The sequence below is a fragment of the Parablastomonas sp. CN1-191 genome, from assembly GCF_049354825.1.
GTDB lineage: Bacteria > Pseudomonadota > Alphaproteobacteria > Sphingomonadales > Sphingomonadaceae > Novosphingobium.
The window spans coordinates 1,898,102-1,913,492 of sequence record NZ_CP186480.1 but is presented as its reverse complement, the minus strand read 5'-3'; the positions used below and the strand labels follow the sequence as shown (position 1 = coordinate 1,913,492).

Annotated in this window: 20 protein-coding genes and 1 tRNA gene; 10 read left to right on the top strand and 11 right to left on the bottom strand. The window is 68.6% G+C overall.

The window, feature by feature from the left end:
• Positions 1 to 32: 32 nt before the first annotated feature.
• Together ACOYW6_RS09535 and ACOYW6_RS09530 are read right to left on the bottom strand one after the other, a co-directional pair.
• Positions 33 to 1,217: a tyrosine-type recombinase/integrase gene (locus ACOYW6_RS09535; RefSeq protein ID WP_423141089.1), complete on the bottom strand. Its 1,185-nt coding sequence runs from the start codon at positions 1,215 to 1,217 to the stop codon at positions 33 to 35.
• Positions 1,218 to 1,410: 193 nt separating this feature from the next.
• A tRNA-Ser gene (locus tag ACOYW6_RS09530) sits at positions 1,411 to 1,503 on the bottom strand.
• Positions 1,504 to 1,718: 215 nt separating this feature from the next.
• Here ACOYW6_RS09530 and ACOYW6_RS09525 point away from each other — a divergent pair.
• From ACOYW6_RS09525 to ACOYW6_RS09515, 3 genes are all read left to right on the top strand, one after another.
• Positions 1,719 to 2,387 (top strand): DUF1134 domain-containing protein, encoded by a 669-nt coding sequence (locus ACOYW6_RS09525; protein WP_423141088.1) that lies wholly within the window; start codon positions 1,719 to 1,721, stop codon positions 2,385 to 2,387.
• Positions 2,388 to 2,465: 78 nt separating this feature from the next.
• The gene (locus ACOYW6_RS09520) at positions 2,466 to 3,644 is read left to right on the top strand and encodes an aromatic amino acid transaminase (protein ID WP_423141087.1); all 1,179 of its coding nucleotides are present in this window, start codon (positions 2,466 to 2,468) and stop codon (positions 3,642 to 3,644) included.
• Positions 3,641 to 4,192 (top strand): GNAT family N-acetyltransferase, encoded by a 552-nt coding sequence (locus ACOYW6_RS09515; RefSeq protein WP_423141086.1) that lies wholly within the window; start codon positions 3,641 to 3,643, stop codon positions 4,190 to 4,192. Before ACOYW6_RS09520 ends, ACOYW6_RS09515 begins: the two co-directional genes overlap by 4 nt.
• Here ACOYW6_RS09515 and ACOYW6_RS09510 read toward each other — a convergent pair.
• Genes ACOYW6_RS09510 through ACOYW6_RS09485 form a run of 6 tightly spaced genes read right to left on the bottom strand, consistent with a single transcriptional unit; the run spans position 4,184 to position 8,117 of the window.
• On the bottom strand, positions 4,184 to 4,804 hold the full coding sequence (locus tag ACOYW6_RS09510; RefSeq protein ID WP_423141085.1) for a riboflavin synthase: 621 nt from the start codon (positions 4,802 to 4,804) through the stop codon (positions 4,184 to 4,186). The genes ACOYW6_RS09515 and ACOYW6_RS09510 overlap by 9 nt on opposite strands.
• The gene (ribD, locus tag ACOYW6_RS09505; RefSeq protein WP_423141084.1) at positions 4,789 to 5,775 is read right to left on the bottom strand and encodes a bifunctional diaminohydroxyphosphoribosylaminopyrimidine deaminase/5-amino-6-(5-phosphoribosylamino)uracil reductase RibD; all 987 of its coding nucleotides are present in this window, start codon (positions 5,773 to 5,775) and stop codon (positions 4,789 to 4,791) included. Before ribD ends, ACOYW6_RS09510 begins: the two co-directional genes overlap by 16 nt.
• Positions 5,759 to 6,265 carry a hypothetical protein gene (locus tag ACOYW6_RS09500; RefSeq protein WP_423141083.1) on the bottom strand — a complete coding sequence of 169 codons (507 nt, stop codon included), beginning with the start codon at positions 6,263 to 6,265 and terminating at the stop codon, positions 5,759 to 5,761. The genes ribD and ACOYW6_RS09500 overlap by 17 nt, the downstream gene beginning before the upstream one ends.
• 42 nt (positions 6,266 to 6,307) lie before the next feature.
• On the bottom strand, positions 6,308 to 7,048 hold the full coding sequence (locus ACOYW6_RS09495) for a M48 family metallopeptidase (protein ID WP_423141082.1): 741 nt from the start codon (positions 7,046 to 7,048) through the stop codon (positions 6,308 to 6,310).
• Complete coding sequence (locus ACOYW6_RS09490) at positions 7,045 to 7,500, bottom strand: YcgN family cysteine cluster protein (RefSeq protein ID WP_423141081.1); 456 nt, start codon at positions 7,498 to 7,500, stop codon at positions 7,045 to 7,047. Before ACOYW6_RS09490 ends, ACOYW6_RS09495 begins: the two co-directional genes overlap by 4 nt.
• Positions 7,497 to 8,117: an SCO family protein gene (locus ACOYW6_RS09485; protein ID WP_423141080.1), complete on the bottom strand. Its 621-nt coding sequence runs from the start codon at positions 8,115 to 8,117 to the stop codon at positions 7,497 to 7,499. Before ACOYW6_RS09485 ends, ACOYW6_RS09490 begins: the two co-directional genes overlap by 4 nt.
• Before the next feature lie 86 nt (positions 8,118 to 8,203).
• On the opposite strand from ACOYW6_RS09485, the gene ACOYW6_RS09480 reads away from it, so the two are divergent.
• The 5 genes from ACOYW6_RS09480 to ssb are packed head-to-tail and all read left to right on the top strand — an operon-like array spanning position 8,204 to position 12,154.
• The gene (locus ACOYW6_RS09480; protein WP_423141079.1) at positions 8,204 to 8,809 is read left to right on the top strand and encodes an ankyrin repeat domain-containing protein; all 606 of its coding nucleotides are present in this window, start codon (positions 8,204 to 8,206) and stop codon (positions 8,807 to 8,809) included.
• Between the two features lies 1 nt (position 8,810).
• A complete protein-coding gene (locus tag ACOYW6_RS09475) occupies positions 8,811 to 9,467 on the top strand; it encodes a COQ9 family protein (protein ID WP_423141078.1) in 657 nt (218 codons plus the stop codon).
• Positions 9,468 to 9,524: 57 nt separating this feature from the next.
• The gene (locus ACOYW6_RS09470) at positions 9,525 to 9,764 is read left to right on the top strand and encodes a FeoA family protein (RefSeq protein ID WP_423141077.1); all 240 of its coding nucleotides are present in this window, start codon (positions 9,525 to 9,527) and stop codon (positions 9,762 to 9,764) included.
• A 10-nt stretch (positions 9,765 to 9,774) separates the two neighbouring features.
• Entirely contained in the window at positions 9,775 to 11,619 is a 1,845-nt protein-coding gene (gene feoB / locus ACOYW6_RS09465; protein ID WP_423141076.1) for a ferrous iron transporter B, read from the top strand.
• A gap of 10 nt (positions 11,620 to 11,629) precedes the next feature.
• A complete protein-coding gene (gene ssb / locus ACOYW6_RS09460) occupies positions 11,630 to 12,154 on the top strand; it encodes a single-stranded DNA-binding protein (RefSeq protein WP_423141075.1) in 525 nt (174 codons plus the stop codon).
• A gap of 8 nt (positions 12,155 to 12,162) precedes the next feature.
• On the opposite strand, the gene ACOYW6_RS09455 is transcribed toward ssb, so the two are convergent.
• Both ACOYW6_RS09455 and ACOYW6_RS09450 read right to left on the bottom strand, forming a co-directional pair.
• Positions 12,163 to 12,669, bottom strand: a complete 507-nt coding sequence (locus ACOYW6_RS09455; protein ID WP_423141074.1) for a YceD family protein — start codon at positions 12,667 to 12,669, stop codon at positions 12,163 to 12,165.
• Positions 12,666 to 13,178: a ubiquinol-cytochrome C chaperone family protein gene (locus ACOYW6_RS09450; protein WP_423141073.1), complete on the bottom strand. Its 513-nt coding sequence runs from the start codon at positions 13,176 to 13,178 to the stop codon at positions 12,666 to 12,668. The genes ACOYW6_RS09455 and ACOYW6_RS09450 overlap by 4 nt, the downstream gene beginning before the upstream one ends.
• A gap of 155 nt (positions 13,179 to 13,333) precedes the next feature.
• On the opposite strand from ACOYW6_RS09450, the gene ACOYW6_RS09445 reads away from it, so the two are divergent.
• Positions 13,334 to 13,819: an outer membrane protein assembly factor BamE gene (locus ACOYW6_RS09445; protein ID WP_423141072.1), complete on the top strand. Its 486-nt coding sequence runs from the start codon at positions 13,334 to 13,336 to the stop codon at positions 13,817 to 13,819.
• Here ACOYW6_RS09445 and ACOYW6_RS09440 read toward each other — a convergent pair.
• Positions 13,816 to 14,244, bottom strand: a complete 429-nt coding sequence (locus ACOYW6_RS09440) for a hypothetical protein (RefSeq protein WP_423141071.1) — start codon at positions 14,242 to 14,244, stop codon at positions 13,816 to 13,818. The genes ACOYW6_RS09445 and ACOYW6_RS09440 overlap by 4 nt on opposite strands.
• 133 nt (positions 14,245 to 14,377) lie before the next feature.
• On the opposite strand from ACOYW6_RS09440, the gene glpX reads away from it, so the two are divergent.
• Entirely contained in the window at positions 14,378 to 15,367 is a 990-nt protein-coding gene (gene glpX / locus ACOYW6_RS09435; RefSeq protein ID WP_423141070.1) for a class II fructose-bisphosphatase, read from the top strand.
• Positions 15,368 to 15,391 lie beyond the last annotated feature (24 nt).

The following is a 15,391-nucleotide window of genomic DNA, read 5'->3' as shown; positions in this document are numbered from 1 at the left end:
AAACCCCGTGGTTTCGGCGACGGTGGACCCGGTCAAGGTTCTTGTTGGCCACAATAATCCGCCCAGGCACTCATGAGGCCGCGCCTTTTCTCAAGGGCGCGGCCTCTTCGGTAAGCGGCTTCGGTCTTGGACGCGACCGTGTGCGCCAGGGCCATTTCAACTTCTTCGCGGCCGAAGTCGGTCTCATCGCCCGCCCAATCGCGGAACGTCGAGCGAAAGCCGTGCACGGTAATGTCCGGACGATCCATGCGCTTAAGCAACTGGGTCATCGACATATCGGACAGTGCGCCGCCCCTCGGGGCTTCGAACACAAAGTCTTCGGGCGTGTCGTTCTCACGCTTGACGGCCTTCAGAACCGCAAGGGCAGCGCCGCTTAAGGGCACCTCATGCTTTTCACTCGCCTTCATACGCTCCTTCGGAACGGTCCACAACTTGGCACCAAGATCGACCTCGGCCCACGTCATGCCACGAACTTCGCCAGACCTCGCCGCCGTCAAGATCGCAAACTCAAGGGCTCGGGCAGCGTTTGCAGTTCGCTTCCGGAGCTCAATCATGAACGCAGGCAGTTCGGCGTGAGGCAGTGCTGGGTGGTGCCGCACCTGCGTCTTGGATCTGCGTTTGGCCAGCAGCTTGTCGAGATGGCCACGCCACCGTGCGGGGTTCTCGCCGTCGCGATGCCCAATAGCTTTGGCGGCATCGAGAACGCGTTCGATCCGACCGCGGACCCGCGATGCCGTTTCCGGTTTGGTAAGCCAAATCGGCTGCAGGATGTCGACGATCTGGCTGGTAGCAACTTCCTCTATCGGCAATTTGAAGATTGGCGCGGCATAGGTCGTCAACGTGTTTCGCCATTGTTGTTGGTGCTTGATGTTGCGAAAGCCGCCCTCGATCCCATCGAGATACTGCATTGCGTAGTCGCCAAAGGTCACCTTCGGCCTGGCTTCCTCGACTGAGGCCTTACGCAAAACACGCGGGTCGATGCCTTCGAGCGTCAGCGCTCGGACCTTGTCGCGCTTCTCTCGGGCTTTCGAAAGATCGACGTCGAGGGCTGAGCCCAAGCCTAATTCGATGCGCTTGCCGTGCAGCGACCCGATGTAAAACCAAGACCGACCTGATTCACGAACCCGCAGATACAGCCCGCCACCATCCGAATGCAGGCCAAGCTTGGCGTTCTTTACCTGCAAGGCGGTGAGCTTGTTACGCGCGCGCGAGGACATCGAAATCGAATTTACCGACCAGCCAGCCCTCATCAAGCCATAAGTTTTGCCGTACTTAAAGTTATGGCTTGGGTCGGTCTGATATGATCCCTGGCGGTCAATTCAAAGCACGTCTGAGCGGCAAAACCCGCGCGTTTTCGGGTCTTTCAGTCGTTCGCTCTGGTCCGTGGTGGGTTGAGCTGGTTCATAGCTCTGGCGGAGACGGAGGGATTCGAACCCTCGGTACCGGATTTACCAGTACGACGGTTTAGCAAACCGTTGGTTTCAGCCACTCACCCACGTCTCCGGATCGCAGCGGCGAGCGGGCCCTATAGCGAGGGGGCAAGGGGGCGGCAAGGGGGCCGCGGGGGCCTCATCACGGTTTCATTCCGTCGCAGATCGGACTCGGCTCATCGCCGGTTCATTGCCCCACGGTGAGGGTTGGAGTCACCCTTGTGGTGGGAGGAATGGATCATGCGGCTACTAGCAGCCAGGATTGCCGGTTGGGCAGGCGCGCTTGCGATGGCGGCATCGGCCCCGCTGGCGGCGCAGGACCGGCCGATCGACGGCGACTTGGCGCAGCAGGCGCCCGCGCCAACGGCGTCTCAGTTGCCGCCGGTAGCGGCGCCGGTGGTGACCAGCAGCGACCCCGCGACCGCCGCTTCGCAGGCGGCCGCCGATCCGGCAGTCGCCTCGGCGCAAGGCTCCACCTACAAGCAGGACGACCTGATCGGCGCCGCTGAAGGCGTGTTCGGCAAGGGCGCCAAGGGCGTCGCCGACGTGATCCAGGGCATTCTCAAGAAGCAGGGCGAACCCAATGCCTACATCGTCGGGCGCGAGGGCGGCGGCGCATTCGGGATCGGCGTGCGGTACGGATCGGGCACGCTGTTCCACAAGGTCGAGGGCCAGCGACCCGCGTACTGGCGCGGCCCGTCGATCGGGTTCGACGTCGGCGCCAACGCCGCCAGCACATTCGTGCTCGTCTACAACCTCAACGATACGCAGAAGCTTTACGGCAAGGCTTTCGCCGCCGGCGAGGGCGCCGCTTATGCGATCGGGGGCTTCAATGTCGCTTACCTGCGCAAGGGCGACATCGTTCTGATTCCGGTGCGGGTCGGTGCCGGCCTGCGCCTGGGCGTCAATGCCGGCTACATGAAGTTCTCCGAAAAGCAGAAGTGGCTGCCGTTCTGATTGATGGATAATTGCGCGCTGGCCCGCGCGCAGTTTTCCAAGCTTGCATGGCAGGGCCCCGTTGCTATGGCCCGGGCCATGCTGTCAGACCTTGCACCTCAGCCCGCCGACGCGCTGCTCGCGCTTATCAAGCTTCACCGCGACGATCCGCGCGCCGACAAGATTGACCTGGGCGTCGGCGTCTATCGTACCGGGCAGGGCGATACGCCCGTGTTCAGCGCCATCAAGGCGGCCGAGGCGCGGCTGGTCGAAACGCAGGATTCCAAGGCCTATCTCGGGCCGGAAGGCGACATGGGCTTCGTGCGCGGGCTGATGCCCTACATCTTCGGCGCGGACGATCCGACGCGCGGTGGCCGGATCGACGGGATGCAGGCGCCCGGCGGGACCGGAGCGGTCCGCCTGGCGGTGGCGCTGGCGAAGAAAGCGGGTGTAGGGCGCGTGTGGATGGGCACGCCGTCGTGGCCGAACCACGCGCAGATCTACGCCGATCTCGACATCGAGATGAAGCCGTTCGCGCACGCGACGAAGAATGGCCGTGCCGACATGGACGCGCTGCGCGTCGCGGTCGGACTGGCTGAACGCGGCGACGCGATGCTGCTTCATGGCTGCTGCCACAACCCGACCGGCATCGATTATGCGCCTGCGGAATGGGACGAGATCGCGGCCCTTGTCGCCGACAAGGGCCTGCTTCCGCTGCTAGACCTCGCCTATCAGGGGCTCGGTGAGGGGATGGAGGCCGATGCCTTCGGCGTGCGGCGCGTTCTCGATGCCGTGCCAGAGGCAATCGTCGCCTACTCCTGCGACAAGAATTTCGGGCTCTATCGCGACCGTGTCGGCGCCGCCTATGTGATGGTCGACGATGCCGCCCTGTTGCCGGCGGTGATGTCGAACGGCTACGCGCTGGCGCGCGCCAACTGGTCGATGCCGCCCGATCACGGAGCTGCCGCCGTACGGATCGTGCTCGAGGATGCGGACCTGACCGCGCAGTGGCTGGATGAGCTTGGGACGATGCGCGCCCGCATGGCGAAGGTTCGTGCGCGGCTGGCCGAAGCCGGCCGGATCGGCGCGATCGACATGGCCGCTCTGGGCAGCCAGCACGGGCTATTCTCCATGCTCCCCCTATCGGGCGAGCAGATCGCCGCGCTGCGTGCCGATTACGGTATCTACATGGCAGGCTCCGGACGCATCAACATCGCCGGACTGACCACCGGGAACATCGACGCCTTCATCGCCGCCCTGCGCGCCGTCGCCGGGTGACGCTAGACCGTCAGCCTACGCTGACGGGGGAGCGGCTGGTCCTGCGGCCGCTGCGGGCAGACGATTGGGACGCGCTTTTCGCGGTTGCAGCCGACCCTCTGATCTGGGCTGGGCATCCGGCGCACGATCGCTGGCGCGAGGATGTGTTTCGCGTCTTTTTCGACGATGCGCTGGTACAGCGTGGTGCGCTGGCCGTGATCGACAAGGCGAGCGGCGCAGTGATCGGATCGTCGCGCTTCCAGGCCTATGACCCCGCCGACGGCGGCTCGGTCGAGATCGGCTGGACCTTCCTGGCGCGCAGCCACTGGGGCGGGACCTGCAACCGGGAGATGAAGCGGCTGATGCTGGCCCACGCGTTGCGAAGCGTTGCGCGCGTCGTCTTCCTGGTCGGCAAGGACAACATCCGCTCGCGCACGGCGATGACGCGTATCGGCGGGCGGCTCACCGATCGAACGACCCTGGCGACGATGGCGGGCGCCGACGTGACTCATGTCGTGTTCGAGATGACCCGCGCCGACTTCGCCGCCGGCCCGCTTGCCTCAGGCTGACTTGCGCAGCGCTTCCATGCGCTGGAGGTAGCGCGCCAGCACGTCGATCTCGAGGTTGACGGCGTCGCCCGGCCCCAGCGTACCCAGCGTCGTCACTTCGGCGGTGTGGGGAATGATGTTGAGCGCGAACGTGGTGCCGTCCGGCCCGTCGGTCACCTCGTTGACGGTCAACGAAACCCCGTCGACCGTGATCGAGCCCTTGGTCGCGACAAACGGGGCAAGTGCGTCTGGGCAGGCGATATCGAAGCGGATCGAGCCGCCGACCTCGCTGCGCGCAGCGACGGTGCCGACCGCGTCGACATGGCCGGTGACGATGTGGCCGCCGAGCTCGTCACCCAGGCGCAGCGCCTGCTCGAGGTTGAGCCTGCGCCCCGCGCGCCATTGCCCGGGCGCGGTGCGGCTGACCGTCTCGCCCGAGACGTCGACCGCGAACCAGGCATCGCCGGCGCTGCCGCCGCGCTCGACAACGGTCAGGCACACGCCCGAGCAAGCGATCGAGGCGCCGATGGCGATGCCGGCCGGATCGTAGGAACACGCGACCACCGCGCGCAGGTCGCCGCTCTCGCGGACCTCGCGGATGGTGCCGAGGGCGGTGATTATGCCTGTGAACATCGCACCCGGCTGTAGACTTCGAGTGTGTCGCTGCCAAGCTGGCGTCGCTCTGACAGGACCCACTTGCCATGCACCCCGTCCAGCGCGGTTAGGCCCAGGCTGCCGATCGCCGGGCGGCCCGATCCCAGCAGCACCGGCGCGCGGTAGATCACCAGGCGGTCGACCAGGTCCGCGGCGAGGAAGGCTGCCGCTGCGCCGCCGCCGCCTTCGATCAGCAGGTCGTGTGCCTGCAGCATCGCGGTGCCCAGCGCCGCCGGATCGGCCAGCGCGCTCCAGCCAGCCGGCGCGCCGCCGCGCGTCAGCACCCAGCGCCGCGGGACGTGATCGATGCCCGGCAGGCGCACATCAAGCCGGGGCGCATCGGCGCGCAGCGTTTCCCCGCCAACCAGCACCGCGTCCATGCGCGCGCGCAGCGCGTGGGCGTGGGCGCGGGCGGGCGCGCCGGTGATCCACTGGCTGGCGCCGTTCGCAAGCGCGATCATGCCATCGAGCGAGGTAGCAAGCTTGAGAGTCACGCGCGGGCGGGCCTGGCGGGCGCGCGTCAGATAGCCGGCGAGCGATTCGTCGGCGGCGGCGCAGGCGACGTGATCGGCGGTGATACCCGCGGCGCGGGCCGCGGCGAATCCTTTGCCATCGGTGCGCGGGTCGGGGTCGCGCACGGCGGCGACCAGGCGGGCGATGCCGCTCGCGGCAATCAGCGCGCTGCAGGCCGGGCCGCGCCCACCGGCATGGGCGCAGGGTTCAAGCGTTACGTAAAGGGTGCCGCCGCGCGCGGCCTCGCCGGCCATCGCCAGCGCCACTGCTTCGGCGTGCGGGCGCCCGCCCGGATGGGTCCAGCCACGGCCAAGGACGCGGCCTTGCGCAACCAGGATCGCGCCGACGGCAGGGTTGGGGTGGGCCGACGGGCTGCCGCGCGCGGCCAGGCGCGCTGCAGCCGCGAGCCAGCGCCGGTCTTCAGCGTTTGCCGGCAAGTTCGGCTTCGCGCACCTTGCGCAACGCTTCGGCCTGCTCGGCCTTGAGCTTGGCGGCGGCGGCGGCGCGTTCGGCCTCGCCCTGCTTCTTCGCCGCTTCCACGTCGATGCCCGAATACTCGCCGATCTTCGTGTAGAGGTCGCGCACTTCGGCCTCGCGCTTGGCTTGCTCGGCGGCCAGCGCGTCCTTGCGCTTCTGGTTGGCGATGTTGCCGGCCAGGATATCGGCCTCGCTGCGGTCGGGCGCGAAGGTGGTGATCCAGGTGATCTTGGGCTTGGGCCGCGGACCGATCCAGTTCTCCCCCGCCATGATCGAGAAGATCGCGGTCGTCGTCATCGCCGCCAGCACCGCCACCCACCAGCGGTGCTTGCCGGCCTGCTTGAACACGGTGATGAAATCGCCGATCGCGCCGGTGGGCGAGGCATTGCGCCACATGTCCTTGGCGCCGGTGAGCGGTCCCTGGGGGCCTGATTGCGAGGGGCGAAGCATGGACCCCAGATAGGCGTTCGCGCCGCGCCGCGCCAGTGCAGCTTATCCGAACGGGGCGTAAAGGGTGCGGCCGCGTGCTTTCAGCCAGCGGTCGGCGGCGCGCAGGTCATCGTCGTAGATCGCCGCCAGCGCCGCGTGAAAGGCCGGCGAATGGTCGAAATGAAGCCGGTGCGCGACCTCGTGGGCGACCACCGAGCGGCGCACCGCCTCGGGCGCCATGACCAGCCGCCAATTGAGCCGGATCGTCCCGTCGGGCGCGCAACTGCCCCAGCGCCGCCGCGCGCTCGACAGCAGCAGCCGCCCCGGCGGCAGCCCGGCGCGGGCGCTGTAATGGGCAAGGTCGCCCTCGATCAGGCGCCGCGCCTCGGTGCGCAGCCAGCGCTCCAGCCGTGGTGCCAGGCTCTCGCCCGCGCCGCCGACCACCAGGGCATCGCCTTCGATAGCGGGCAGGCGGCGGCGGGCCAGGTCATGCCGCAGCGTCAGCTCGCGGCCCAGGTAGGGTATGCGGGTGCCGTCGGCGATCGCGACGAACGCGGGTACCGCGGCCAGCTGCGCGGCGATCCAGCCGGTGCGCGATCGGGCGAAGGCCAGCGCTTCGCCGGCGCTGCCCCAGCGCGGCAGCGTCAACCGCAACGACGCGCCGTCAGGGCCAAGCCGCATGACGATCCGCCGCGCCCGCGCGTCGCGCTTCAGGATCACCGGCAGCGTTCGCCCGGCAACATCCAGCGTCGTCGGGGCAGGGTTGCGCGGCACTGGCCGCGACGGACGCAGCCAGTCGATCATTCGCGCCACACCTCGATCCCGTCAGGCAGGATCGCGTGATCTTCCAGCGGGCCGGCGAACACTTCGGAGATCGCCTTGCCGCGAACCGAGATGCCGGCGCGGTGGACATCTTCGCGGTCGCCCGACTCGAGGTAGTGCCACGGCTCAAGCGGTCTGCCCTCGGCGCGCAGCCGATAGGCGCAGGTTCCCGGCAGCCATTCCAGCGTCCCGGCGAGGTGTGCGTTAAGCGTCAGGCAGTCGGGGACGATCCGCTTGCGGCCCGGATAGTTCGAACATCGCGCGGTCGTAAGGTCGAGCAGCTTGCAGGCGACGTTGGTCGGGTAGATGGCGCCGGTATCTGCATCCTCCACCTTGTGGAGACAGCACTGGCCGCACCCGTCGCACAGCGCCTCCCACTCCGCCCGGTCCAGCGCAGCCAGCGGCTTGTCCCAGAAGCGCGCGGCGGCGCTCATCGCACCCACTGCTGAAGCGTCTTGAGCGATGCGTCGGCGCCCTTGTCGACCGGGACCATGTCGATCGGCTTGCCGTCGGGATCCATCAGGTAAACGAAGCGGCTGTGATCCATCAGATAGCCGCCGGGGCTGCTTTCGCCCTTGGCGGCAAAGACGCGGAACGCCTTGATGGCCTGGGCCACCTGTTCGCTCGTGCCGGTCAGCGCGAGCAGGCGCGGCCCGCTGCCCGCCTGGAAGGCGTCGGCAAACTCGCCCATGCGTGCCGGGGTGTCCCGCGCGGGATCGACCGTGACGAAAATCGGCTGCAGCCGGGCGGCGCGGGCGGGCTCGGCCTTTGCGAACGCATTCACCGCCCGCATCAGCACGCCGACATCGGTCGGGCAGGCATCGGGGCAGAAGGTGTAGCCGAAGTAGATCGCCACCCACCGGCCGCGCAGCGATTGCCACGTCACGGCTTTGCCGGCGCGATCGGTCAGCGTGAACGGTCCGCCGATTGCGGCACCTGCCAGCGGCGCCTCTGGCGTGGGCGCCGCCGGCGAACAGGCGGCGGGCGGCGCAAGAACGAAGGCGAGCAATGCAAGGGTCTGGAAGGGCTTGGGCATGGCGCCGCGGTTCATGCTCTGCTAAACTCACCGGTGCAAGGCGAACGCGGCGCGGCGACGGCGCTTTCGCCCCGTGCCGCAGCCAACAGGAGGCTTCCAAGTTGTTTTCCGCCCGTGTCTTCGCTTCGGCCGCGCTGGCCCTGTCGGTGCTGGCCGCGCCGCTTCCGGCCGCGGCGCAGTTTTCGCCCAGCCACAAGTTCCTCCAGGCGCTGCGAAGCGGAGACGACACCGCCGCCCTGCAAGCGCTTAGCGACAAGGTCGACGTCAACACCGCCGATTCGGTCAGCGGCGAGACCGGCCTGCACATCGCCATCGGCAAGCGCCGGCTTGACTGGGTGGGCCAGCTCGTACGTTCGGGCGCCAACATCAATGCGCGCGACGCCAAGGGGCAGACCCCGCTGCAAGTCGCGGTCAACACCAACTTTACCGCCGCGGCAACCTTGCTGGCGCAGCGCGGCGCCTTGCTCAACGAACGCGACAACATCGGTGAGACGCCGCTGATCACCGCGATCCACAACCGCAACGCCGAACTGGTGAAAGTGCTGGTCGCGGCCGGTGCGAACCTTGACCAGGCTGACAATTCGGGCCGCACTGCACGCGATTACGCGGCCGATGAAGATCGCCGCGGCGGCAACTTCGTCGCCTTGCTGAAGGCTCCGGTCAGCACCGCCGCCAAGCCGGGCGCCAAGTACGGCCCCTCGCTCTAACGTGGCCGGTCACGCCGACCTTACCCTGCCCGAACTGGCGCTGGAACTGGCGCCGGCCGTGGCGCGCGCCGCGGTGTTCGACGGCTGGAGCGACGAGGCGGTCACGAACGCGGCGGCCGAGGTCGGTCTCGATCCGGCGGCGGCGCGGCTGGCCTTTCCGCGCGGCGCCCTCGACATGGTGCTGGCGTGGATCGCTCGGATCGATGCCGACATGGCGCGCGCGCTACCGCCAGCGACGCTGGCGGCGCTGCCCATTCGTGAGCGGATCCGCCGCCTCGTCCAGTTCCGCCTCGACGCCGCGGGCGACCGCGAGGCGCTGCGCCGGGCGCTCGCCGTGCTGGCGATGCCGCAGAACGTTCCCCAGGCGCTCAGGGCCGGGTGGCATTCGGCCGACGCGATGTGGCGGCTCGCTGGCGATGCCGCGACCGATTACAACCACTATACCAAGCGTGCGATCCTGGCGGGCATCTATGCCGCGACGCTCGCGGTCCATGCCCACGACGAAAGCGACGGCGGCGCCGAAACGCGCGCGTTCCTCAATCGTCGCATCGACGGGGTGATGCAATTCGAAAAGGCCAAGGCGCGCCTGCTCGATCCCGAACGGCCCGGGTTCAGCGCGGCGCGCTTCCTGGGCCGTCTGCGCTACCCGGCCCGCTGACCGCTTATTGCGAACCAGTTGCAATTAGAACGGCCCTGTGGCAGCGCCCGGCCTGTCATGACGCTCGACTCCCTTGCCATCGGCCAGCGCGCCCGCATCCTCGCGGTCGACTGGTCGTGCCTCGCTCCCGACGAGGGTGAGCGGTTGCGCGCGCTTGGGCTCGACACCGGCGCACGGGTCGCGATCGCGCACCGGGGGGTGTTCGGCGGCGGCGATCCGATCGCGCTGCTGATCGGGCGGATGACGGTGGCCCTGCGGCGCGCGCACGCCGCGGCGATGACGGTCGAAACGCTGTGAGCATGGCCGCGTGACCCGCTTGCGCAGTGCCGCGCTGGTCGGCAATCCCAACGCCGGCAAGAGCGCGCTGTTCAACGCGCTGACCGGCGCCCGTCAGAAGATCGCCAACTATCCCGGCGTCACAGTGGAGCGGAAGGCCGGGCGGCTGATCCTGCCCTCGGGCGAACCGGTCGAACTGACCGACCTGCCCGGGTCCTACGGCCTCAACCCGACCAGCCCTGACGAGGAAGTGACCCGCAAGGTCATCTTGGGGGAGTTTCCGGGCGAGCCCGCGCCCGAAGTCCTGGTGATCGTTCTAGATGCCTCGAACCTCGAGCAGCACCTGGTTTTCGCGCAAGAAGTGATCGCGCTGGGGCGGCCGACCGTGGTCGCGCTCAACATGGTTGACCTTGCCGCGCGCGACGGGCTGGTGCTCGACGCCGCAGCTTTGGCCGAGGCGCTCGGCGTACCAGTCGTCGAGACCGTGGCGGTGCGGCGCAAGGGCCTCTCAGAACTCAGCGCCGCGATCGCCGCGGCTGAGGCGCGCAAGGCCGATCCTCCGCGCCCGCACCTCGACCAGACCGAGCGGCGGATGTCTGCGCACGCCATCGCCGACGCCGCGATCCTGTCCGAAACCGCGCGCCACCGGCTCCACACCCGCCTCGACCGCGTGCTCCTCCACCCTTGGGGCGGGCCGGCGATCCTGTTCGCGTTCCTGTTCGTGATGTTCCAGGCGGTGTTCGCCGGCGCGACCCCGTTCGCCGATGCGCTCGAGGCTGGTGTCGGCCTGCTCGACGGGGCGGTGCGCAGCGCCTTGCCGGCATCGATCGCCCGCGATTTCATCACCGACGGGGTGATTGCCGGGGTCGGCTCGGTGGTGGTCTTCCTGCCGCAGATCGTGATCCTGTTCGCTTTCATCCTGGCGATGGAAGCATCCGGCTACATGGCGCGGGCAGCGTTCCTGATGGACCGGCTGATGGCGCGCGTCGGCCTATCCGGGCGCAGCTTCATCCCGCTGCTGTCGAGCTTCGCCTGCGCGATCCCGGGGATCATGGCGACGCGCTCCATCGCAGATCCCAAGGACCGTCTGACCACCATCCTGGTCGCGCCGCTGATGACCTGTTCGGCGCGGCTACCCGTATACGCTGTGATCATCGGCGCCTTCATCCCGGCGCGCACGGTCGGTTTCGGGATCGGCTTGCAGGGGCTGGTGCTGTTCACCCTCTACCTTGCCGGCATCGTCGGCGCGATGGTGGTGGCGCTGCTGCTGCGCCGCTCGGTGACCCGGGGCACGGCCTCGGGCTTCATCATGGAACTGCCCAAGTACCAGCTGCCGCGCTTCTCGGACCTCGCCATCGGCTTGTGGCAGCGCGCGTGGATTTTCCTGCGCCGCGCCGGCACGATCATATTCACCGTCACGGTGGGACTGTGGCTGCTACTGAACGTGCCGCGCGCGGCGCCCGGGCAGGACCAGGTCGACGCCTCGATCGCGGGGCATCTCGCCAACGGCCTGGCGGTCGTCGTCCAGCCGATCGGCTTCAACCGCGACATCGCGCTGGCGCTGATCCCGGCGATGGCCGCGCGCGAAGTCGCGGTCGCTTCGCTGGCGACGACTTACGCGGTGAGCGCCGCGGGGGACGACGCGGCAACTGCGCAGGCGCTGGGCCCGCAGCTGGCGTCGCACTGGAGCCTGCCGACCGCGCTGGCGTTCCTCGCCTGGTTCGTCTTCGCGCCCCAGTGCATGAGCACGATCGCGGTAACCCGCCGCGAAACGAACGGGTGGAAATGGCCCGCGTTCATGTTGCTCTACCTGTTCGGATTAGCCTACCTGTTTGCCGGAATCACTTACTGGGGCGCAGTGGCGCTCGGGCTTTAGAGAGGCATTCATGGCAGGCAGCGTCAACAAGGTCATCCTCGTGGGCAATCTCGGGGCCGACCCGGAAATCCGCTCGTTCCAGAACGGCGGCAAGGTCGCCAACCTACGCGTCGCCACCTCCGAATCGTGGAAGGACCGCAACACCGGCGACCGCCAGGAGCGGACCGAGTGGCACACCGTGGCAATCTTTTCCGAAGGTCTGGTCGGGGTGGTCGAGCGCTTCCTCAAGAAGGGTTCGAAAATCTACGTCGAAGGCCAGCTGCGCACGCGCAAGTGGCAGGACCAGTCGGGCAATGACCGCTACTCGACCGAAGTGGTGCTGCAGGGCCCCGGCTCGGTGCTGACAATGCTCGACGGCCCGCAGGGCGGCGCCGGCGGTGGCGGCCAGCGCAGCGGCGGCGACTGGGGCGGCGGCGGCCAGCGTTCGGGCGGCAGCGACTGGGGATCGACCGGCGGCGCGTCGGGCGGTGGAGCGTCGGGCGGCGGCGCCAAGGGCGGTTTCGCCGACGATCTCGACGACGATATCCCGTTCTGAGCTGACAGTCAGTTCGGCTTTTTCAGGGCGGCGAGCGCGGCGAACGGCCCGCTCGCCGTTTCGTCGATCAGCCCGGCGGCACGGCGCGTCTCCTCGGCATGCTCACCGGTCGCGAAAGGATCGATCGCCAGCGCTAGTTCCTGCGCGATCGCTTCGCCCAGGTCGAAGCGGTCGTCCTCGATCTCGATCTCATCGAGCATCGCGACGTCAAGCTCCTCGTCCTCGCTGCCCGGCCCCGCATAAGGCGCCACGAAGCGGAGCGAGACCGGCTCGGCGATGTGCACCGCCAGGTCTTCGCCCGATACCGCGCACGGCTGCACCACATCCGCCACCAGCGTGCCCGTCGCGGTCACCGCCGTGCCGTCGTCGGCCAGGGTCACCAGCACCTCGAACCGCGCGATGGAAACAATGGCGAAGCGCCGCGCCAGCGCTTCGCGCTCGCCCGGATCGGCGACGATCGCCTGCGCGCCTTCGGGCAGACGCTTGCGGTCATACCAGCGCTCCATCTCGCTCATGGCACCTGTCCCGCCAGCAGTGCCGCGTCGTCCGCCGCCGCCAGGCGCGCTTCCAGCGCGGTGAGGTCGGCGACCACCAACGCCGGGTCGCCGCCGCCCTCGACGAAGGTGATATTGCGGCGCACGGCGGCTTCGCGCGCGGCGGCGTCGTCGCTGCTGCTGCGCAGCGCCGCGATGCGGCCGCCCAGCGCCTGCATCAGCTTGCCCACCCGCTTGCCGACGACGACGTCGCCGACGCCCTCCTCGCGCAGCTGGCCGTCCATCTCGTCGACGAACAGCTCGGTCAGCCGGGCGGTTCGCTCGGCCGCGTCGGGGCCGTGCTCGGCGCGCAGCATCACCAGGGCGAGGACGTGGACGACCATGTCGAAGCGGCCCGATACGCTGTCGGCCACGCCGCCGTCGCGGTACCAGCGCGGATCGCGCGCGGTCTGCACGCTCCACTGCCACAGCGGGACCAGCGCCTCGCGCGGGTCTGGCTTCGAACCGAACAGCCGGGCCAGCAGGGTCACGTCGGGTTCTCCTTCATTCACCGGCGATTAAAGCCCGCCGGGTCAAGCGCCATTGCGGGAATTGCCGGGCGCCTCTAAGGCTCGCGCCGATACCCGATCGCGGGGACGGCGCAAAGGCCGGCTACCCCGGGTCCACGGGCTGGAGCAGAGTTACGATGGTAAAGACGCGGATGCGCGCGATGGTTGCAGTTGCCGGGCTGGCGATCCTTGCCTCGGGCTGCGCCTCGATCAAGGACCACCGCGGTTACCTCGCCGACCAGGCGCTGGTCGATTCGGTCCAGCCGGGCATCGACAACAAGCTGTCGGTCGAGCGGACGCTGGGCCGTCCCACGTTCGTCAGCCAGTTCGGCCAGCAGGACTGGTACTACCTGTCGATCGATACCAAGCAGGCCGCCTTCAATCGTCCGCGCACGTACGACCAGACCGTGCTGCGCGTCCGCTTCGACCCCTCGGGAAATGTCGTCGGCGTCGACAAGAGCGGCGCGGAGAAGGTCGTTAACCTCAATCCCGACGGTCACGCCACGCCCACGCTGGGCCGCGACCGCAGCTTCCTTGAAGACCTGTTCGGCAATATCGGTTCGGTCAACGGCGCCGGTGGGTCCAACGCGCCGGCGCAGGGCCAGGGCCCGAACGGCAGCTAGTTCCGCAGCTCTCCCTTCGCCACTTTGTCGGCGTCGCTGCCCGCGGGCGGCTTGGGGATCTTGTCCAGATCGACGTAATAGACCGGCGGCGGCGCCCAGCCGCCGATCACGCATCCCGGCTGGCCGCGGCACGATCCGCGGTCCATCTGCGGGGGGCGCAGGGTGTCGCCATCGCGCACTTCGCGCGCGGCGCGTGAATTGGGATCGGTTTCGGATGTCGGCGGGACGCGCTGGTCCTCGCCGCGATCGGCGCAGACCACGATCTCGTCGCCGCTCGACGGGCGGCAGCGGCGCGACACGCTGTCCGCCCCGGTGCGACCCTGGGCGGCGGCCAGCGCTTCTTCGGCGGTCATCGACTGCGCGTTTCCCGGCCCTGCTGCGGGCAGCAACAGGGCGGCCATCGCGAGCGCCGTCAGCTTCCCCATTCCCGCCCTCCTTGCGCGCCGTCAGGCACGCTTTCGTCACTGAATTGCCGCTGAACGCGGCTAACCGCGATGCTCGACAAGCCGCGCGGCGGCCAGTAAGCGCGCGCCGACAGACAAGGGAAAACGCCAGACCATGACCAGCACCGCCAGCCCGAAGAGCAGCGACATCCTCGACCGCGTCCTGGTCATGGAAATGGTCCGGGTGACCGAGGCGGCCGCCGTCGGCGCCAGCAAGCTGATCGGACGCGGCGACGAAAAGGCCGCCGATGCCGCCGCTGTCGAGGCGATGCGCAAGGCCTTCGACGAGCTTCCCATCGACGGCACCGTGGTGATCGGAGAGGGTGAGCGCGACGAGGCGCCCATGCTCTACATCGGCGAAAAGGTCGGCGGCGCGATCGGCACCGGGCCCAAGATAGACATCGCGCTCGACCCGCTGGAAGGGACCACGATCACCGCCAAGGCCGGCCCCAACAGCCTGGCGGTGCTTGCCGCCGCCGAACATGGCTGCCTGCTCAACGCACCCGACGTCTACATGGACAAGCTGGCGGTCGGGCCCGGCTATCCCGACGGCGTGATCGACCTGGCCAAGACCCCGACCCAGAACGTCGAAGCGGTGGCCGCGGCGAAGGGCGTCCAGCCGGACGAGATCATCGTCTGCGTGCTTGACCGCCCGCGCCATGCCGACCTTATTGCCGAACTGCGCGGCATCGGCTGCGGCATCGTGCTGATCGGCGACGGCGACGTGGCCGGCGTGATCGCCACCACCGATCCCGACACCACGATCGACATGTACATGGGCAGTGGCGGCGCGCCCGAGGGCGTGCTCGCCGCCGCGGCGCTGCGCTGCGTCGGCGGCCAGTTCAACGGCCGGCTGCTGTTCCGCAACGATGATGAAAAGGCCCGCGCCCGCAAATGGGGCATCGAGGACCTGGGCAAGATCTACAAGCTGGAAGAACTTGCCAAGGGCGACTGCATCTTCGCCGCCACCGGCGTGACCGACGGGTCGCTGCTGGCCGGGGTCAAGCGCCGCAAGGACGGCTCGATCACCACCGAAAGCGTGGTCATGCGCGCCAGCACCGGCACCGTCCGCTGGGTCAAGGGCGAACACCGCAAGCCGCGGTGAAGCTTGCACTAAGCAGACTGATCA